Below are 17513 nucleotides of genomic sequence, written 5' to 3' on the forward strand. Positions count from 1 at the left end.
TGCTAATATTATAAATTACTCAATTTCTTACTTTAAATCTCACTTCATGCAATATCCGGGTTATGCCGGTAGGTACCAGGGGAACGGTTAAGGCAATGCTGCCGGAGTCGGTAGCCGAAACGGGTGCGGACGTGATACTAGGCAATACTTACCATTTAATGCTGCAACCAAGTAGCGAGCGTATAGCTCGCCTTGGCGGTCTTCATAAATTTATGAACTGGGGTAAACCGATATTAACCGATTCCGGCGGTTTTCAAGTAATGTCTCTAGCAAAATTGCGTAAGATATCTGAAGAAGGCGTAGCTTTTAACTCGCATATTAACGGTGATAAATATATGCTAACTCCGGAACGTTCCACCGAAATACAGCATTTGCTCGGCAGCACTATTACAATGGCGTTTGATGAATGCACACCTTATCCGGCAACATTTGAGCAAGCCAAAACCTCTATGCAGTTAACGACTAGATGGGCGTATAGGTCACGAGAAGCTTTTGTAAAACGTGCCGGCTACGGTCAATTTGGGATTATGCAAGGAGGAATTTATGAAGAATTACGTGCAGAATCGGCAAAAGATTTAGTAGATTTGGATTTTGAAGGCTATGCTATCGGCGGTCTTGCCGTCGGTGAAGGGCAGGAATTAATGTTTAAAGTGCTAGACTATGCACCTGACTTATTGCCCCAAAACAAACCTCGCTATTTAATGGGTGTGGGTAAGCCTCTTGATATTATCGGTGCGGTTGAGAGAGGTATAGATATGTTTGACTGCGTGATTCCGACAAGGTCGGGGCGGAACGGTCAAGCTTTCACTAAATACGGTACTGTTAATATCCGTAATAGTAAATATGCCGACGATAACGAGCCTTTAGAATTTGATTGTTCTTGCCCCGCTTGCACAAATTATACTAAAGCGTATTTACATCATTTGGTTAAGGTCGGCGAAATACTAGGCTCTATGCTCATGACTTGGCATAATCTTACATATTTTCAAAATCTAATGAGCCGAATTAGGGAATATATAGAAGCAGGCAAAGATTTTGATTTTGTGGCTTAATGTCATTCCCGCGAAGGCGGGAATCCAGAAAAATAATAGTCATCCTGAATTTATTTCAGGATATCCTTTAAATTAGATGCTGATACAAGTTCAGCATGATAAAGACTGGATTCCTGCCTTCGCAGGAATGACATAAAGGGCAGTAGGAATAGCATAAAGGAAGTAAGGAAGGACTAGAAATAACATAAAACTGTATTTACAATAAATTATCAATGTTATTATATCAAAAATATTTTATAAGAAGTATCTTTCCGTTGCTTGTCACGGTTACTTTTTCGGTAACTAGTTTGGTATGGATCACCCAAATATTAAAGCTTTTATATCTCTTTGATAAAGGTATAAAAATCACCGATTTTTTTAATTTGATAATCCTAGTATTGCCTTCCTTATTATTTGTTTTATTGCCGATAATAACCGTTATTGCCGTTATTTATACGTATAACGATTTAAAAACAGCCAGGCAGTTAATCATATTGCAAGCCTCGGGCGTAAATAACCTGCAGTTAGCTAAACCTGCTTTATATATTGCACTTATAGTAACGTTATTTGCTTACTATCTATCTTCTACTGCCATGCCTTTATCTTATATAAATTTAAAATCCCGCTTAAGTTTTATAAAAAATAACTATATTTCCAATATGATAGAGGAAAAAATTTTTAATAAAATATCAAAAGACATTACTATTTATATTGATAAAAAATTAGCTAATAACGTTATGTCCGGCTTAATAGTTTTCGATAGCCGAAACCTTGAAAATCCTTCTATATTATTTGCCGAGTCAGGTACATTAAGTATATATGATAACGATCCGGTATTTGAATTAGATAAAGGAATAAGACAAATATACGATAATAACGGTAATTTAACTCAATTGTCATTTAACGCATTGATAGTAAGGCTAAGTAGCGATAACCCTCTAGCTCACGAAAGAAATAAACATAACCGAGATATTAACGAGTATTATATTAAAGAATTATTACAGCCGGATACTGAACTTCTGACGCAGAAGAAAATTAAATTAATTGCTGAAGGGCATCAAAGATTGCTGTGGCCGCTATATAATTTTGCCTTGACTTTTTTGGCTTTGGCTGTTTTTTTTAAATATCCTTACAGTAGAAAATCCACATTAATGCCGATTTTACTTGCGGCTCTTTCGGTGTTAGCCGTTACTTCTCTACATTTTACTCTTCAAAATTTTGCTTCTAAGGATTTAAGTTTTATCTTTCCTTGTTATCTTAATATATTTGTTGCTATAGTAATAGGGTTATATTTATTTTTACGTAAGAGTGTTACTTAAGCGTTGTTGCGTGGATAGGTTAAGCATGTTCTATGTCATTCCCGCGAAGGCGGGAATCCAGAGAATATTTAAGCGAATTATATAGTAAAATTTTATATAATTTTGCTTATTTTAAGTGTTTTTTCTGGATTCCCGCCTTCGCGGGAATGACATACAGCACTTTTTTAGAGCCATGCAACAACGCCTCGCTTTTGCGGGAATGACATCAAATTTTGAGTATTTTATGAGCTTTCGGGATTTACCGCAATTTTTAGAATTTCTAGAAAAAAACGGTCAGTTGAAACGTATATCTATCGAAGTTCAAGCTGATTTAGAGATTACGGAAATTAGCAGAAGATCGCTTGCCCAAGGCGGTCCGGCATTACTTTTTGAAAATGTCATAAAATGTGACGGCACAAAGTCCTCTTTTCCTGTTTTAACTAATCTATATGCTAGCTTAGAGCGTATTAGCATGGGGCTAAAATTAAACAGCCCTACAGAACTTAGAGAATTTGGCAAATTATTAGCATTCCTCAAACAACCCGAACCTCCTGCATCTCTTAAAGAAACCTTTTCAATGCTACCGCTGGCTAAGCGAATATTTGCTATGTCACCAAAAACTGTTTCAAAAGCCGAATGTCAAGAAATCGTTATTGAGCAGCCGGATATTAATATATTACCGATTCAAAAATGTTGGCCTCTTGACGCTTCACCTTTAATTACTTGGTCGATTGTGGTAACTAAAGGACCTAGTGAAGATAAAGTAGATAATTATAATCTCGGTATATATCGGATGCAAGTAATAGCTCCTAATAAGCTATTAATGCGTTGGCTAAAGCTTCGAGGTGGGGCAGAACATCATAAACGTTGGAAAGAGAGCAAAAAAGAACCGTTTCCTGCTGCGATAGTTATAGGGGCAAATCCTGCAGTAACGTTGGCTGCCGTTATGCCGCTACCGGAAAATATTTCTGAATATAATTTTGCCGGCTTGCTTGGCAATCAAAAAATAGAATTAGTAAATTGTAAAAATATTGCTTTAAAAGTACCGACTCATAGTGAAATTATTATTGAGGGTTATGTAAGTCTTGATGAATATTTGCCGGAAGGACCGTTTGGCGATCATACCGGTTATTATAACGATGTCGAAGATTTTCCGGTATTTACTATAAAAACTATTACTATGAAAAAGAACCCTATATATTTAAGCACTTATACCGGTAAACCGCCTGACGAACCTTCAATACTCGGTGAAGCGTTAAATGAGATTTTTATTCCGCTAATTCAACAACAATTTCCTGAAATTGTTGATTTCTGGCTTCCTCCGGAAGGTTGTTCATATAGAGTAGCTGTTGTTTCAATACGTAAATCCTATCCCGGTCAGGCAAAAAGAATAATGCTGGGAATTTGGTCATATTTGCGGCAATTCATGTATAGTAAATTTATTATTGTCGTCGATGAGGATATTAATATTCGCAACTGGCAAGAAGTAATTTGGGCAATAGCAACCAGAAGCGACCCGGCACGAGATACCACTTTTATCGATAATTCGCCGATAGATTATTTAGACTTCGCATCGCCCGTGTCCGGTCTCGGTAGTAAGATGGGAATAGACGCAACTAACAAAATATCCCCGGAGACTAATAGAAAATGGGGTGAAAAAATAGAGATGACTCAAGAAGTTATCGACAAGGTTAATAGTATGTGGGATAGTTTAAAGTTGTAGTGTAAACGTCACTGCAAGCTTTCAATTACCCACAAGTTATAAAATAATATAGAATAAGAAAAATTCGCGAGTAAATAATGCCAAGAAATAAATTCTTAACACAAATAGAATTAAGTAAAGTGGTAAAAAATAAGGGGCAGAAAAAGTGGTTAGATAGCGATAGTGAAAGCAATGGTTTCAAGGATAAGTGAGGTGGTACCCTTTGTCTAGACAAATTTTTTAAATTTTAGAGGTGTAATTCTCCTGTATTAATGTATTGGTTTTTCAAAGTAAAGTTTGCATTTTCTATGTCATATAGCCTCTTGATAATTTTCTAGTTTTTCTGCAAAATGTATCATTTCAGGTGTCTTATATTCAAGCGATTGATGAGGTCTTTGCTTATTATAAAATTCTATATAATCTCTGATAGCTATCTTTGCTTCACGTACCGTTTCAAGATCAAAACGATAAATCTTCTCTTGTTTCAAAGATCGCCAAAAACGTTCAATAAATACATTATCTAAGGCTCTGCCTTTGCCGTCCATACTAATAGCTATGCCTTGTTGCTCAAGTATTTGAGTAAAATCTTTTGATGTAAATTGTACTCCTTGATCTGTATTAAAAATGTCAGGCTTGCCATGTATAGATATTGCTTCATTTAGAGCTTCAATACAAAAATCATTTTCTAAACTAATCGACACCCGCCAACTCAAAATATAACGACTATACCAATCCATTATAGCAACCAAATATACAAAACCTTGCTTTAAATCTTATGTAAGTAATATCTGCACAGTAAACTTGATTGGAGCAAACCACCTCTATATTATTTAATAGATATGGGTATACTTTATGAGCCTGATTCCTACGGCTTAAATTAATCTTTGGGTATACTGCTTCAATACCAAGTATTTTATAATATTTTCTTATCATCTTACGACTAACATTTAACCCTTCGGATTTTAGGACATGAGACATTCTTCTAGTACCATAATAGGGATGCTCTGTAAAAATCTCATCAATTCTGTTCAGTACTCTATACTCCTTATCATCTAAGGTATTCCTAGCTCGGTAGTAGTAACTTGAGCGGTTTAAATCTAAAAGTTTGCATTGTCTTGCTATGGTTAAATTTGAAGCATAACTTATCATTTTTTTCCTAACCTCTAAATCCAAAGATACTAGATTTTTTTTTAAGCCAGTCTCTTTCAACTGTTAACTGGCCTATTTGCTCAAATAATGATTTAATTAAATCTTCTTGGCCGGTATCTTGTTGTTTAGATTTCGATTTAAATCCAGAAACCATAAAATCTAAAGCTTCTTTCTTCCATTTATAAATCTGATTAGCGTGAACACCATATTTGCTGGTAATTTGAGCTATAGTCATTTCTCCAGATATTGCTTCAATTGCTATTTTTGCTTTTTCTTCTGCACTATATTTTTTAACTTGTTTTTTCATTTTTTTTCATTTTTTGCTCCTTTTCCTAGGAGATATTATACCTACTTTTCTCTATTTTCTTGTCTAGTTTTTGGGTACCATTATACTTAACACAAATGTAAAACAAAATCAAATATATGCATAACATTCCTAGCGAGCAAATAATCAAGAATTTAAAAGAAATTAATGATAAATATCAAGAAGTTCTCCTTCAGTTAATGCAAGGGAAAGGTAGTATGATACCGAGTAGCTTAGTCGATAGTGACCGAAACAGGATAATATTCACCAGTATGGTTGAACAATTTTGGGCAAATCCGGAAAAATTTTGTAAGGTTAATATTGAGTATGTAGAGAAATTTAGAGCACTTACCTCTAATGCTTGTGCAAAATTTGTCGGTAGCACGGCAAAACCTATATTTTCTCCTGATAATAAAGATAAAAGATTTAAAGATTCCTCTTGGCAAGATAATGCTTATTTTGATTTCGTTAAACAATTTTATTTAATGTCTTCAGAATGCATACAAAAAAATATTCGACAATATGAATTATCACCGAATTTACAACAACATTTAGAATTTATAACAAAGCAGTTTATCGATGCATTTTCCCCATCGAATTTTGCTTTTTGTAATCCTAAGGTTTTACGTGAAACTTTGGAGAGCGGCGGACAAAATCTTGTTCAAGGTCTCGAGAATTTTTTGAAAGATATCAAAAATTCAGGTGACTTATTAAATATCAAAACTACCGATAAATCAGCTTTCCAGTTAGGAAAAAATATTGCAAAGACAAAAGGGAAAATTGTTTTTCAGAATGATTTAATGCAGCTTATTTGTTATGAGCCGAAAGATCAAACTCATTCAGTGCCGTTATTTATTATTCCGCCCTGTATCAATAAATATTATATACTCGATTTATCTGCCCATAATTCATTAATATCATATTTAGTAGAAAATAATTTTCAAGTATTCCTTGTTTCTTGGGTTAATCCGGATAGTGATATGTCGGAAAAAACTTTTGAAGATTATTTAAAGGACGGCTTACTTGCTCCTTGTGAGTATGTAATGAGTCTTGGCTATAAGAAAATTAACTTTGTCGGCTATTGTATCGGCGGCACTTTTTTAGCTATTTTACTTAGCTATTTAAAATCAAAAAAATTGGATTGCGTTAATAGTGCTACCTTTCTTACTACTCTTTTGGATTATACTCACCCGGGTGAAGTCAGCGTATTTATTAACGAATCGACAATAGGGCATATCGAAGAAGATATGAAGCAAAAAGGCTATTTTGACGGGCGATATTTATCGAATAGCTTTAGTTTACTGCGGGCTAACGATTTAGTTTGGTCATTCTTCGTAAATAATTATTTGCTTGGAAAAAACCCGATGCCGTTTGACTTATTATATTGGAATGCCGACCATACTAATCTGCCGGCAAAAATGCACAGCTATTATTTACGCAATATGTATCTTAACAATTTACTAAAAGAACCGAATGCTTTGTCGTTACTAGGTACGCCCATAGATTTAAGCAATATCGATTGTAATTCTTTTTGTATTGCCGCAAAAGATGACCATATAGCTCCTTGGCGTTCGGTATATGAAGGGATGAAGTTACTAAACGGTAATAAAGTTTTCTGCTTAACGGATTCAGGGCATATAGCAGGAATAGTTAACCCTCCGGCAACATCTAAATATAATTATCGTACTCATGATGATTTATTGCTTAGCAGCGAAGACTGGTTTATGACAGCTAAAGAACATAAAGGATCTTGGTGGATCTATTGGCTTGATTGGTTACAAAAAAATAATAATATAGAGCTTAAAAAATCGATAGATTATAAAAACCTAACAACTATTGAAGAAGCCCCCGGTAGTTACGTAAGAAATAAAGTATAGCGTCATTCATAAAGCTTGATACAAGCGAATTTTTCTGGATTCTCCTCCTATGTCATTCCCGCGGAGGCGGGAATCCAGACTTTTCTTTGTCATGTTGAACAAGTTTGCCGCATCTTTTTGTAATAGATTCTGAAATAAATGAAGTAATGACTATAATTTTTCTGGATTCCCGCCTTCGCGGGAATGACATAGAGTGCACTTTTACTTACATACACTACGTTTTGTGGAAAATATAATTATTTATAAAACCTAATGAGAAAAAAGCATTATATTCGAAAAATTACGGAAATAGTAATTATCTTTATTTTAGGAATTGCTCTTGGTTCTTACTTAGAAAATCCTAATTATTTTACCGATTTATTTCAAGTTAATTTTTCTCCATCCGGTAATATAGTTAAGCCGACTTTACTCGGTGATTCCCAAGAACCAAGTAATGAAAAACCGCTAGACTATAAAATATCACAAATTTCAAAAAGTAAAGTCAATACCTGCTTTACGCCTCCCTCCGGTTGCACTAAATTTATAGCGAATGAAATTGATAAAGCACAAAGCTCTATTTACATGCAGGCATACGGTATGAGCGATCCTTTAATTACCGACGCTTTAATTAAGGCACAAGCTAGAGGAGTTAAAGTCAGGATATTACTCGATCGAAGCAATTTGAAGCAAAAATTTTCTAAAATACATGAATTACAAAGAGCAAAAATTGATGTCGGCATAGATAAAGTACCCGGCATTGCTCATAATAAAGTGATAATTATTGATAAACAAAAAGTCATTACCGGCTCGTTTAATTTTACCGTATCGGCTGGTACAAGAAATGCTGAAAACGTTATAGTTATTGAAGATGCTAAGCTTGCTGAGTCTTATTTACAGAATTGGTTAAGTAGGAAAGCAAAAAATCAGGATCATTGATGGTATCGGCGGGTGTTGTTGTATGGCTTCCGAAATCGTCATGGCGAGACGCCTCTGACGTTGTTGCATGGCTCGAATTTTTGCAAACCGTTCGGTGTCATACCGTGGCTTGACCACGGTATCCAGTCTTTTTATTAAGGTTTTTTCTGGATACCGTGGTCAAGCCACGGTATGACATTATACTTCACGGTATGACACCATACTTGTAATAACCATAATACGGTAAATGGCTCTACCTTTGCGGGAATAACATTAACCTATTCACTTAATATAGCCTTTTGCAGCATATCGTTAAGCCTTTTTGAAAAAGCCCCGCTATCCGCTACCGGTTCGCCTTCTAAAATACAAGCCTGATCGAATATTAGCCTAACTAGCTCTTCGTTATTTTTATTACTCACTTTCAAATCATTAAAGATTTTTTCTATTATTTTGTTTTTAGGATTTAATTCTAAAATCTTTGCTGAAGAAGCAAGAATTTGCTTTTGTTCAATTAAAAACCTCTCCATGCGTATATCCATAGCAGCCTCACTAACGGCAAGGCATGCAGGGCTTGAGGTAAGTTTTCTTGAAATTCTTACTTCTTTTACTAAATCCCCTAATGTTTCTTTGAAATAATTAGTTAATTCTTGATACTCATCATCAGATTGTTTGGTATCTTTTTCTTCTTCAGCCGTTCCTATTGTTTTTTCAATATCTATATCACTTCTAGTAGCCGATTTAATAGCATAATCTTTATAGTTATTATTAACATTAACCCAAAAATCATCGACGGTATCGGTGAAGAGTAAAACATCGATATTTTTACTTAACAACCCTTCAATTTGTGGGCTTGAAAGTAATTTTTTAGGGCTATCGCCGCTAAGGTAATATATTGTATTCTGTCCTTCTTTAAAATTTGCGATATATTCGTCTAAACTAATCATTTTATTATGCAAAGCACTTCGAAATATACAAACTTCTAACAATTTTTCATGATCGGTAGTTGCTTCACAAAGCCCTTCTTTTAATGCTCCACCGAAATTAGTCCAGAAACTGCTATATTCTTCCGGAGAAGTTTCTTTCTTTTTCTTAAGTTCTCCAAGAACTCGCTTAGTAATAGCATTTTTAATTTTCTCAAGGGTACTATTATGCTGCAACGATTCACGGCTAATATTTAGCGGTAAATCTTCTGAATCTACTACTCCCCGTAAGAATCTTAAATATGACGGAATTAAATCAATATTCTCATCGGAAATAAATACTCTTTTGATATATAACTTAACTCGTCTTTTGCGGTCAGGATGGAATAAATCGTAGGTTTTGGTTGACGGAATAAAAAGCAAATTAGTAAATTCTATTGCTCCTTCATTTTTATTATGCATGGTAAGCCAAGGCTCATCTAAGGAGTAAGATAAAGTCTTATAAAATTCTTTATATTGTTCTTCGGTGATTTCCGATTTTGGTCTAGTCCATAAAGCCGAAGCAGAATTAAGCTGAATTTCGTTATTACCGGCTTCGTCAAAGAAATATATCGGCACTGCTATATGATCTGAATAGCTTTTAACTATGTGTTTTAATCGGAAATGGTCAAGATAGCTATCTTCTTCTTTTTTAACATGCAAAACTACCTCAGTACCTCTAGTAAATTCTCTATCAGAATCCGCTATAATATACTCTCCTAGTCCGTCAGATTCCCAGCTATAAATGTTATTTTCGCCGGCTTTTCTTGAAGTAACGGTAATTTTGTCCGCTACCATAAAACCGGAGTAAAACCCGACGCCAAATTGCCCAATCAACATATTATCTTTCTTAGCATCACCGGAAAGATTGTGGAGGAAATTTGCCGTACCGGATCTGGCGATAGTTCCAAGGTTCTCGATTAAATCCTCTTTATTCATCCCGATACCGTTATCACGAATAATAATCTGCCCGGTATCTTTATCGATTTTAACGGTGATTTTTAAAATATTATCGTCCCCTAACAAACTAGCGTTACTTTGTGATAGATATCTTAGTTTATCGCAAGCGTCCGAAGAGTTAGAAATTAATTCCCTTATAAAAATTTCTTTATTACTATAAAGAGAATGAATCATTAAATTTAAAATTTTACCGACTTCTGTATCAAATTTCTTTTTTTCTTGTGTCATATTAAAATCCTAATCTTGAAAACCTTTACATTAATACTATATAGCTTTATAACTTTATTATTCTATATAGTGCTTTAAAAAAGAATTTAAATAGTCCGACTCTATATTTTTTATCCATATAGTCTTTAAATTGCTTGTTTGACCTTTTATAATTGCCAAATTATTCCTTTCAATACGCCATTCTTTAGATAAAAAACTAATAATTTCCGCATTGGCTTTGCCTTTTTCCGGAATCGCTTTAATTGATAATTTTAAATATAGCTTATCATTTACGGCTATAAAATTATTAACCGAATTAGCTTTTGCACTAGCCTTAACTTTAAGATTTAAAAATGCTGATTTTAATGAAGGGTCATAGGTAAAAATTTCTGACATAATTTACAATTACGAAAAGGTACGGGCGTTGTTGCATGGCTCAAATTTTTGCAAAGTGTACGGTGTCATGCCGTGACTTGATCACGGCATCCAGTCTTTTTATTAAGGTTTTTTCTGGATACCGTGGTCAAGCCACGGTATGACACCATACTTGTAATAACCATAATACGGTAAATTATGAGCCATGCAACAACACACAGCATATCCTCACAATAACGATTTTTTTTACTTTTAATACACTACACGTTAAGAGACAAGTTATTTTTAAAAGTTCACATCAAAGAAAGCTTGAAAAATAAAAGCTGAACTGCTATAAGATTAGCAATATTCCAGCACCCTTAGCTCAGCTGGATAGAGCAACGGATTTCTAATCCGTAGGTCGGAGGTTCGAATCCTTCAGGGTGCACCATGTACAAAGAATCCACAAAAATTAATAGCTTAGGCACTGCTCTATTTTTATCTTCTCGTGATATCTTTCATAGCTATAGCAAAGTTTATTAAGCTATAGACTTAAAATTTTAGAACGAGCTAAGCTATACGTACAAATAGTACATCAGCACAAGCCATGCAATAACGTCCCTGCACAGGAATGACATAAAGGGACGCAAGAATAATACCGAAGTCTTGGGAATATTAAATTAGTGTGAGTTAAGGATTGAATATGAGTGAATTATTATTAGAGCTTTTTAGTGAAGAAATACCGGCTTTCATGCAAAAAACTGCCGAAGAGGCATATTTAAATATCTTTACAAAAATTTTTGAAGAGCAGGAAATATTTGCTAAAGCTCAAGTATTTTCAGGGGCTCGTAGAATTACCGTTCATGTTACTCATTTACCTCAATCTATTTTGCCGCAGGAAATAGAAATTAAAGGTCCGGCGGTAGAAGCTCCCGAGACAGCTATTCAAGGGTTTTGCAAGGCACATAATACCGACAAATTACATCTTTCTACTAAACTAATAAATAATCATTTATATTATTTTTTCATTAAGCAAATAGCCGAAAAAGATATTAAAGAAGTTTTACCGGAAATTATAATTGCGGCTATTAATAGATATAGCTGGTCGAAATCGATGTATTGGGGTGATTATAAAATAAAATGGATTCGCCCCTTACGCAATATATTATGTATATTTGACGGTGAAATATTACCGCTAAAATTCGGTCATTTAACGGCTAATAATATTACCTACTCGCACAGGCTTAAAGGCAATAGGGCGGTAACAATCAATAATTTCGCTGAATATAAAAGTAAGCTTTTAGAAAATGACGTTATTTTAGATAGATTAGAACGGCAGGAAAGGATCAAAATCGGTTTGCAGGAAATAGCAAATTTACATAATTTGAGCTTAAAGGAAGATGAGCGGCTAGTTGAAGAAGTCACGGGGCTAGCGGAATTTCCTATTGTGATGATTGGCAAAGTACCGGAGAAATTCCTAAAATTACCTAGGGAAGTATTGATCTCTTCAATGCGAACTCATCAAAAATATTTTTGCTTGTTTGATAGTAAAGGAAATTTTGCACCGTATTTTTTATTTGTAGCTAACGGCAAATTTAGCGATTCCGAGTTAGTCGTAAAAGGTAACGAAAAAGTATTAGCGGCAAGGCTAGCCGATGCTTTATATTTTTATGAACAAGACTTGTCTAAAAGTTTGGCATCACAATTATCGAAAGTTGAGCGGGTAACATTTCATACTAAACTCGGTAATTTAAAACAAAAAACGGAAAGACTGGAAAATATTTGTCGTTACTTATATCCAAGAAATGAATCATTAATAACAGCGGCTAAACTCTGCAAAAGTGATTTAGTTAGTGAAATGGTCGGAGAATTCCCCGAGCTACAAGGAATTATGGGTTGTTATTATGCGATGCATGAAGGGCTAGGCGAAGAAGTAGCGGAGGCGATCAGAGATCATTATAAACCACAAGGTCCTTCGGATAATGTACCTACCGGCAATGCGGCACTGCTAGCGATAGCCGATAAATTAGATAGCCTAGTCGGGTTGATGCTAGCGGGTGAAGCTCCTAGCGGTTCAGGCGATCCTTACGCATTGAGACGTCAAACACTCGGCATAATTAGGATAATATTAGAAAATAAACTGCAAATAAATATTGTTGAATTAATTAATTTCGCTGCTGATTTATATAAAGATTTATCTAATAGAGATAATAATTTAATAGATTCATTTTTTGAAGAAAGAGCAAAATTTTATTTCAAAAATCAATATGACGGTTTGTTAATTAATGCCGTTCTTGATTTGAAAATAGAAAATGATTTAGTTATTATAAATCTAAAACTTGATGCTTTACAAAAATTTTTAGTAAGCGATGAAGGAAAAGAGTTATTAACCGCTTACAAAAGAGCAAGTAATATTTTAGGGGCTAAAAGAATAGGCGGCGAGATTGATATTAATATTTTTACTTCAAAATATGAAAAAGAATTATTTAGCTTAATAACAAATCTTTCTAATCAAATCATAAATAGTGTTACTGATAAAGATTTTACGAAAGCTTTAAGTTTGTTAGCTTCACTACTTATGCCTATTGCCGATTTCTTCGATAACGTAATGGTTAACGATGAAGATCTTAAAGTTGCCAATAATCGCTTATTATTACTGCAAGCAACATGTGATTTATTTCATAAAGTAGCAAAATTTGATTGTTTATGAGCAAATTTTCAATGTCATTTTTACATCTTTGTATGTTATTCTTGCATTCTTTTATGTTATTCTCGCATTCCTTTATGTCATTCCTGCGAAGGCGGGAATCCAGAAAAATTATAGTCATCCTGAATTTATTTCAGGATATTTTTCAACAAATGCTGAAACAAGTTCAGCAGGACAGAGACAGAAAAATCTGGATTCCCGCCTTCGCGAGAATGACATCGAGATTGCTTCAAGTGACTCCGCAATGATTAATAAAGCAGCGAAATTTATTAAATCGGGCGGAGTGGTCGCATTCCCGACCGAAACAGTTTACGGACTCGGTGCTGATGCTACCAATGAAGAGGCTTGCTTAAAAATCTTTCGGCTAAAAAACCGCCCGGCTATTAATCCGCTAATTGTTCATGTGGCAAGCCTAGAACAAGCTAAAACTATCGGTGAGTTTAATGAAATTGCGAATCTGCTAGCAACTAAATTATGGTCCGGACCTTTATCCTTAGTTGTGCCTTTAAAAGATACTGCTAATATAGCTCATGCGGTTACGGCAGGGCTTAAAACTATAGCACTGCGTATGCCGGCTTATCCGTTAGCTCTAGAATTAATAGAAAAAGCAGGGATACCGATTGCAGCACCGAGTGCTAACCCCTCTAATTATATTAGCCCGACTAACGAACGGCACGTTCAAGAGCATTTTTTAGATAACGAGGCAGTTTTTATCCTATCGCCTGAATCTTATCAATCTGAATATGGTTTGGAATCAACAATAATAGATACGACTTTAAAGCAGCCAACAATTTTGAGAGAGGGATTTATTACCTCGGAAACGTTAGAAAAAATATTAGGGATAAAAATTGTTAAAGCTAATATGACAATGGAAGTTAAAGCTCCGGGGATGCTGGCTAAACATTACTCGCCTAAAGTGCCGATTAGATTAAATACCACAAATTTAGAAGATAGAGAAATAGCTTTGAATTTTGGTAGTAGTAATTTACAAGGTGAATTTTCGTTGAATTTAAGTATAAGCGGCGATTTAGCAGAAGCGGCGGCAAATCTTTATGCATATTTAAGAATGCTCGATAATTATGCTATAAGTCATAATATAACAAGAATTGCTATCGCTCCAATTCCTTCCGTAAATATCGGCATCGCTATCAATGACCGATTAAAAAGAGCTGCGTTTTAACCTTGGAGAAAAAAGCCGATAACCATCATCAACTATGTATAGCAGCATTGTTGCCCGGCTCGAATTTTCGATGTCATTCCCGCGAAGGCGGGAATCTAGAAAAAACACTTAAAATAAACAAAATTATATAAAAATTTACTATATAATTCGCTTAAACATTTTCTGGATTCCCGCCTTTGCGGGAATGACATACAGCTGCTTTTATCGAGCCACATAACAACGCTTTCAGTCGCTCGCCATGACGATTCTGGGAGTCATGCAACAACGCTATGTTTCTGTAGGAATGACATCTTCACAATATTTTTCTATTAAAGTTTCCAAAATAGCGACAGTTTCAATATCTAAATCCCCCGAAAAATTGCTAGGACGGAAATGCATTTGAAAAGAGCTTACTACTTCTTTTGTTGGTAAATCCATTATACCGGTAGGGTTAAGCCCATAGCCGTATTTTATAAATTTTTCTTGAATAGCTTTTATATTAGAAATATCTATATGCGGCATTAGAGATTTTACTTTTTCCTCATTATACCAAGCACCTATGCCGTTATCGTAAAGTTGTTTCCAAGGAAATAAAGGTCCCGGGTCTACTTTTCTACCGGGTGCAATGTCTGAATGTCCTATAACGTTCGTTGGCACAATATCATAATCACTAATAATTTGTTTACATAAGCTAATTACGCTGTTAATTTGCTCCGGAGGATAAGGATACCAAGTTTTGTGGTTTTTTTCGTCTAGGGTAAAGCCTAAATTAACGATTTCAATACCGATTGAAGTGTCGTTAATATTATTGCGTCCTTTCCAACTACTAATTCCCGCATGCCAAGCCCTATCCCGTTCTTCCACTAGCTGAAAGATATGATCCGAGTTTTGATCATTTACTAAATAATGGACGCTAACGTTGTACCCTGTCAAGTATTCAATAGATTTTTTAAAATTTTCTTGGGTGTAATGTAACACTAAAAATCTAACACGCTTGTCAAAAACAGTAGCTTTATAAGTGGTTTTATCAATTATCATTTTATTAACCTTTTTACTGCACAAGACGGCATTGTTGCGTGGCTCATAATTTATTAGAAATTAATTTTTAATTTAGCCATCCCTTGATGACTTTGATATTTTTTATGCAAACGGCAATTATACTCCATGGAAATTGTAACATTGCTTTTTTTAGCAACTATACCTGCTCCTATATTATAACCGATTTTCGGTTGTTTCGGTAAAGTAATAATTTCCTCTAACTTCTTATCTTTCCATGTTATGGTAGTATTAACTGCCGTATTTTTGCTATTAAAATGCTTTTCGATAGAACCGTGTAAAGTGGGTATTAAAGTGATAGAGTTAGAAATGTTTTTCGGAGCAAATAATATTCTACCGCCGATAATTCCGGTCCATAATTGTCGTGATTTTCCGGCAACCGTTAAATGCTGAGTACCGATATCATGCTCTTTATAACTCCCGTCTTTTGTATGTCCGTATCTAAGCCCGATATGAGGTATAATATTCATACCTCTCTTGGCTTGGTATCTATAATTTAGCAATGTTCCAAAGCTCAAGCTAGTATTTCGATATTTTCCGGTGATATGATTATCGGAATAGAGAATTTTGTTCTTAACATAGTTATGCGAAATAGTCGCTAATGCTTGTAGGGAAAAATTCTTTTTTAGTTCTTTTAAACCGTACAAACTAAAAGCATGCCCGTCAATATTTACTTTATCGTAATTCTTATTATATTTTAGATTAGAGTGCGTATTACTATAAGCAATTCCGAATAAATCATTATCGTTAAATCCAGTATCAGCACCTATAGTAACACCGTCGGTACGACCTTTATATCCTGGTATATCTTGCCATATTCCATGCTTATTAATACTGTATAAACCGTTAATCCATATGCCTTTTTCGATAGTTGTATCCTCATCACCGGCTGCAGCAGCACCGGCGGAGAGAAAATACTTTACTCTATCCAATATAGCGGGATTATTAATACTATCTCGAATATAATTATGTGCAGAATGAATTTTTGCTTTAATATTTTCTCGCCTATCTTCTTCTAAAATTGTTTCTTCCGGTTGATTAACTCCTGAAATTTCTTTACTTACTAAACTATCTACTTCTAATATCTCAAGGTTTTGAGACAATTGTTTATCATTATTTTGCTCTTTTTCATCATTAATTTTTTCCTCTTCTTTGATTATTGAATTGTCTAGCGATTGTTTACTTGCACCTGATTCATCATCGGTAAGAATTTCTGAAGTATGATTTTCCTCATCGTTATTTTGCACTAATTCTGTAGTTGTAATTTCTTCAACCACTTCTTCTTGAGTTTGAGGTTGCACAATAGCTTTAGCGTTAGCGTTTAGTTGTTCTTGTTGATTTTCATAATCTTTTTCTGCTTGTGCAAATAACTCCGGTACTAGTTCTAAGGCTTCTTCTTCTAACGCTTTAGCGGCTGCGTCAGCTTCTAGTTTTTTTCGTTCTCTTGCTAATTTAGCTTGTCGTGCTAAATCTTCATTGTTTATCCTTTCTTGCTCTAATCTTTGTTGTTCTAACGCTGCGTTAGCTTTTTGTGCTTCTTGTTGATTTTCATAATCTTTTTCTGCTTGTGCAAATAACTCCGGTACTAATTCTAAGGCTTTTTCTTCTTCTAACGCTTTAGCGGCTGCATCAGCTTGCGTTTTAATAGCTTTATCTAACAGTTCATTACCTGTTAGTTCATTACCTGTGAATGATTTAATGTCCTTTGCTAAGCTTTTTAAAAACTCTGTATCATTTGCTGTTTCAATTATTATTTCTTCATAAATCTTATATATTTCGTCACCGAGTTCAGTCTTAGGTCCTATAAAAGTCGGTGAGAGCGTAGAGAATGCATCTTCAAGACCTCCCGCACCCAC

At 34.7% G+C, this 17513-nt stretch carries 13 protein-coding genes, 1 tRNA gene and 1 pseudogene; 8 read left to right on the forward strand and 7 right to left on the reverse strand.

The window, feature by feature from the left end; translation table 11 throughout:
* Positions 1 to 62: 62 nt before the first annotated feature.
* From tgt to AAGD48_RS10340, 3 genes and pseudogenes are all read left to right on the forward strand, one after another.
* Positions 63 to 1052: pseudogene (gene tgt, locus AAGD48_RS10330) on the forward strand (tRNA guanosine(34) transglycosylase Tgt); the annotation flags it as partial.
* A 212-nt stretch (positions 1053 to 1264) separates the two neighbouring features.
* Complete coding sequence (locus AAGD48_RS10335; protein ID WP_341789917.1) at positions 1265 to 2350, forward strand: LptF/LptG family permease; 1086 nt, start codon at positions 1265 to 1267, stop codon at positions 2348 to 2350.
* 223 nt (positions 2351 to 2573) lie between these two features.
* The gene (locus AAGD48_RS10340; protein WP_341790796.1) at positions 2574 to 4052 is read left to right on the forward strand and encodes a UbiD family decarboxylase; all 1479 of its coding nucleotides are present in this window, start codon (positions 2574 to 2576) and stop codon (positions 4050 to 4052) included.
* A gap of 290 nt (positions 4053 to 4342) precedes the next feature.
* Here AAGD48_RS10340 and AAGD48_RS10345 read toward each other — a convergent pair whose 3' ends face one another.
* The 3 genes from AAGD48_RS10345 to AAGD48_RS10355 are packed head-to-tail and all read right to left on the reverse strand — an operon-like array spanning position 4343 to position 5487.
* Positions 4343 to 4780: an integrase core domain-containing protein gene (locus tag AAGD48_RS10345; protein ID WP_341789918.1), complete on the reverse strand. Its 438-nt coding sequence runs from the start codon at positions 4778 to 4780 to the stop codon at positions 4343 to 4345.
* Entirely contained in the window at positions 4755 to 5180 is a 426-nt protein-coding gene (locus AAGD48_RS10350; RefSeq protein WP_341789919.1) for an IS3 family transposase, read from the reverse strand. Before AAGD48_RS10350 ends, AAGD48_RS10345 begins: the two co-directional genes overlap by 26 nt.
* A gap of 7 nt (positions 5181 to 5187) precedes the next feature.
* Positions 5188 to 5487, reverse strand: a complete 300-nt coding sequence (locus tag AAGD48_RS10355; protein WP_045812944.1) for a transposase — start codon at positions 5485 to 5487, stop codon at positions 5188 to 5190.
* Between the two features lie 116 nt (positions 5488 to 5603).
* On the opposite strand from AAGD48_RS10355, the gene AAGD48_RS10360 reads away from it, so the two are divergent.
* Positions 5604 to 7361: a class I poly(R)-hydroxyalkanoic acid synthase gene (locus AAGD48_RS10360; RefSeq protein ID WP_341789920.1), complete on the forward strand. Its 1758-nt coding sequence runs from the start codon at positions 5604 to 5606 to the stop codon at positions 7359 to 7361.
* 252 nt (positions 7362 to 7613) lie between these two features.
* On the forward strand, positions 7614 to 8276 hold the full coding sequence (locus AAGD48_RS10365; RefSeq protein ID WP_341789921.1) for a phospholipase D family protein: 663 nt from the start codon (positions 7614 to 7616) through the stop codon (positions 8274 to 8276).
* Positions 8277 to 8533: 257 nt separating this feature from the next.
* On the opposite strand, the gene htpG is transcribed toward AAGD48_RS10365, so the two are convergent.
* A complete protein-coding gene (gene htpG / locus AAGD48_RS10370) occupies positions 8534 to 10402 on the reverse strand; it encodes a molecular chaperone HtpG (RefSeq protein WP_341789922.1) in 1869 nt (622 codons plus the stop codon).
* A 57-nt stretch (positions 10403 to 10459) separates the two neighbouring features.
* Positions 10460 to 10777 carry a DUF167 family protein gene (locus tag AAGD48_RS10375; RefSeq protein WP_341789923.1) on the reverse strand — a complete coding sequence of 106 codons (318 nt, stop codon included), beginning with the start codon at positions 10775 to 10777 and terminating at the stop codon, positions 10460 to 10462.
* 332 nt (positions 10778 to 11109) lie between these two features.
* Between AAGD48_RS10375 and AAGD48_RS10380 the strand changes: the two genes are divergently transcribed.
* The 3 genes from AAGD48_RS10380 (at position 11110) to AAGD48_RS10390 (ending at position 14622) form a co-directional block, all read left to right on the forward strand.
* Positions 11110 to 11186, forward strand: a tRNA-Arg gene (locus tag AAGD48_RS10380).
* 252 nt (positions 11187 to 11438) lie between these two features.
* Positions 11439 to 13445 carry a glycine--tRNA ligase subunit beta gene (glyS, locus tag AAGD48_RS10385; protein WP_341789924.1) on the forward strand — a complete coding sequence of 669 codons (2007 nt, stop codon included), beginning with the start codon at positions 11439 to 11441 and terminating at the stop codon, positions 13443 to 13445.
* Between the two features lie 241 nt (positions 13446 to 13686).
* Complete coding sequence (locus AAGD48_RS10390) at positions 13687 to 14622, forward strand: L-threonylcarbamoyladenylate synthase (RefSeq protein WP_341789925.1); 936 nt, start codon at positions 13687 to 13689, stop codon at positions 14620 to 14622.
* A 267-nt stretch (positions 14623 to 14889) separates the two neighbouring features.
* Here the strand turns inward: AAGD48_RS10390 and AAGD48_RS10395 are convergent, their stop codons facing one another.
* A complete protein-coding gene (locus AAGD48_RS10395; protein ID WP_341789926.1) occupies positions 14890 to 15639 on the reverse strand; it encodes an N-acetylmuramoyl-L-alanine amidase in 750 nt (249 codons plus the stop codon).
* 53 nt (positions 15640 to 15692) lie between these two features.
* Entirely contained in the window at positions 15693 to 17513 is a 1821-nt protein-coding gene (locus tag AAGD48_RS10400) for an autotransporter domain-containing protein (RefSeq protein ID WP_341789927.1), read from the reverse strand.

The organism is Rickettsia endosymbiont of Polydrusus tereticollis (assembly GCF_964026385.1).
Classification (GTDB): Bacteria; Pseudomonadota; Alphaproteobacteria; order Rickettsiales; family Rickettsiaceae; genus Rickettsia.

Bases quoted from the DNA above. Each gene is read 5' to 3' on its own strand.
- AAGD48_RS10335 (WP_341789917.1), top strand. From the start codon at position 1,265: ATGTTATTATATCAAAAATATTTTATAAGAAGTATCTTTCCGTTGCTT.
- htpG (WP_341789922.1), bottom strand. From the start codon at position 10,402: ATGACACAAGAAAAAAAGAAATTTGATACAGAAGTCGGTAAAATTTTA.
- AAGD48_RS10395 (WP_341789926.1), bottom strand. From the start codon at position 15,639: ATGATAATTGATAAAACCACTTATAAAGCTACTGTTTTTGACAAGCGT.
- AAGD48_RS10340 (WP_341790796.1), top strand. From the start codon at position 2,574: ATGAGCTTTCGGGATTTACCGCAATTTTTAGAATTTCTAGAAAAAAAC.
- AAGD48_RS10390 (WP_341789925.1), top strand. From the start codon at position 13,687: ATGATTAATAAAGCAGCGAAATTTATTAAATCGGGCGGAGTGGTCGCA.
- AAGD48_RS10350 (WP_341789919.1), bottom strand. From the start codon at position 5,180: ATGATAAGTTATGCTTCAAATTTAACCATAGCAAGACAATGCAAACTT.
- AAGD48_RS10360 (WP_341789920.1), top strand. From the start codon at position 5,604: ATGCATAACATTCCTAGCGAGCAAATAATCAAGAATTTAAAAGAAATT.
- AAGD48_RS10355 (WP_045812944.1), bottom strand. From the start codon at position 5,487: ATGAAAAAACAAGTTAAAAAATATAGTGCAGAAGAAAAAGCAAAAATA.
- AAGD48_RS10365 (WP_341789921.1), top strand. From the start codon at position 7,614: ATGAGAAAAAAGCATTATATTCGAAAAATTACGGAAATAGTAATTATC.
- glyS (WP_341789924.1), top strand. From the start codon at position 11,439: ATGAGTGAATTATTATTAGAGCTTTTTAGTGAAGAAATACCGGCTTTC.
- AAGD48_RS10375 (WP_341789923.1), bottom strand. From the start codon at position 10,777: ATGTCAGAAATTTTTACCTATGACCCTTCATTAAAATCAGCATTTTTA.